At 72.7% G+C, this 2,238-nt stretch carries 2 protein-coding genes; one reads left to right on the forward strand and one right to left on the reverse strand.

Annotation, left to right across the window (positions count from 1 at the left end):
- Window positions 1-41 precede the first annotated feature (41 nt).
- On the forward strand, window positions 42-968 hold the full coding sequence (locus tag GKQ77_RS31835; protein ID WP_219692590.1) for an aminoglycoside phosphotransferase family protein: 927 nt from the start codon (window positions 42-44) through the stop codon (window positions 966-968).
- A gap of 18 nt (window positions 969-986) precedes the next feature.
- Here the strand turns inward: GKQ77_RS31835 and GKQ77_RS31840 are convergent, their stop codons facing one another.
- A complete protein-coding gene (locus GKQ77_RS31840; protein WP_219692589.1) occupies window positions 987-2,192 on the reverse strand; it encodes a glycine C-acetyltransferase in 1,206 nt (401 codons plus the stop codon).
- Window positions 2,193-2,238: the final 46 nt, after the last annotated feature.

The following is a 2,238-nucleotide window of genomic DNA, read 5'->3' on the forward strand; positions in this document are numbered from 1 at the left end:
GTACCCCGTCCCCTCACCCAGACCCCTGCCCCCGCCCGGCCATCGATGCGGCCCTCGCCAGGCGTCTGGTCGACACACAGTTCCCGCAGTGGGCCGGGCTGCCGCTCAAGCTGCTCGACCCGGCCGGCTCGGACCACGTGATCTACCGCCTGGGCGAGGAGCTGTCCGTCCGGCTGCCCCGTCACGCCGACGCGATCGGGCAGGCCAGGAAGGAGTCCACGTGGCTGCCCCGGCTCGCCCCGCACCTGCCGCTGGCCGTCCCCGAGCCAGTGGGGCTGGGAGAGCCCGGGCTCGGCTATCCGTGGCCGTGGGCCGTCTCCCGCTGGCTGGAGGGCGAGGTGGCGACCCCTGAGGCGCTGGGCGACTCACCCCGGGCCGCCGTACGCCTCGCGGAGTTCCTCGCCGCCCTCCAGAAGTGCACGCCGGACGTGTTTCCGGCCGGGGCGGCGCCGGAGGACTGCTTTCCTGCTGAGGCGGCGCCCAAGGACGTCCGTTTTCCGGCCGATGCGGCGCCCGAGGACGTCCGCGCCGACACGCTCGCCGGCCGGGACCGCGCCACCCGCGCCGCCATCAGCGAGGTCGCCGGTGTGTTCGACGCCGAGGCCATGACCGCGCTCTGGGACGCGGCCCTGAGCGCCCCCGAGTGGGACCGTCCGCCGGTCTGGTGCCACGGCGACTTCCACACCGGCAATCTGCTGACCGTCGACGGACGCCTCAGCGCGGTCATCGACTTCGGCGAGCTGGGCGTCGGCGACCCGGCGTGTGACCTGATCATCGCCTTCACCCTGATGTCGCCCCGGAGCAGGGCCGTGTTCCGCGGCGCGCTCGGTGTCGACGACGCCACGTGGACCCGCGGCCGCGGCTGGGCCCTGGCCACGGGTCTCAACGCGTACACCACCTACGCCGCCGCGCACCCCCGCGTCGCCGCGCAGACCAGCCGCCAGATCACCGCGGCCCTGGCCGGCTGAGCCGCGTCGTCATCCGCGTCACGCCGCGCCCGACTCCCCCAGCTCCGCGCGCGCCGCCACGAACGCGTCCACCGCGCGGTTCACGTCCTCCGTGGAGTGCGCCGCGGAGAGCTGGACGCGGATGCGGGCCGCGCCCTGCGGCACCACCGGGTACGAGAAGCCGATCACGTACACGCCCCGCTCAAGGAGCAGCTCGGCCATGCGACCCGCGACGGCCGCGTCGCCGATCATGACCGGGGCGATGGCGTGGTCGCCGGGCAGGATGTCGAAGCCCTCCTCGGTCATCCGCGAGCGGAAGAGGGCCGTGTTGGCGTTGAGGCGTTCGCGCAGGTCACCCGCCGACTCCAGGAGGTCGAGGACCTTCAGGGAAGCCGCCGCGATCACCGGCGCGAGCGTGTTCGAGAAGAGGTACGGGCGCGACCGCTGGCGCAGCAGCGCGACGATCTCGGCGCGGGCCGCGACGTAACCGCCCGAGGCGCCGCCGAGCGCCTTGCCCAACGTGCCGGTGATGATGTCGACGCGGTCCATGACGCCGTGCAGCTCGGGGGTGCCGCGACCGCCGGGGCCGACGAAACCGACGGCGTGCGAGTCGTCGACCATGACCATGGCGTCGTACCGGTCGGCGAGGTCGCAGATCTCCCGCAGCGGAGCGACATAACCGTCCATGGAGAAGACGCCGTCCGTGACGACCAGCCTGCGCCGGGCCCCGGAAGCCTCCTTCAACTGCTGCTCCAGGTCCGCGAGATCGCGGTTGGCGTAGCGGAAGCGGCGCGCCTTCGACAGGCGGATGCCGTCGATGATGGAGGCGTGGTTGAGCGCGTCGGAGATGACCGCGTCCTCCGGGCCGAGCAGCGTCTCGAAGACACCGCCGTTGGCGTCGAAGCAGGAGGAGTACAGGATCGTGTCCTCCTGGCCGAGGAAGGCGGAGAGCCGCGCCTCCAGCTCCTTGTGGACCTCCTGCGTGCCGCAGATGAAGCGGACGGACGCCATGCCGTAGCCCCAGCGGTCCAGCGCCTCGTGGGCGGCGGCGACGACCTCGGGGTGGTCGGCGAGACCGAGGTAGTTGTTCGCACAGAAGTTCAGCACCTCGCCGGGGCGGCCGCCCGCCGTGACGGCGACGGTGGCGGACTGCGGGGTGCCGATGACGCGCTCGGGCTTGTGCAGCCCCGCGGCGGCGATCTCGTCGAGGGTGGCCTGGAGGTCTTCGCGTACGGAGTCGAACATACGTAATCCTTCGGGAGTCGAACCGTGAAAGTCAGGGGGGTCGGGG

It is taken from the genome of Streptomyces anatolicus (assembly GCF_019400875.1).
In the GTDB taxonomy this organism is placed as follows: Bacteria; Actinomycetota; Actinomycetes; order Streptomycetales; family Streptomycetaceae; genus Streptomyces; species Streptomyces anatolicus.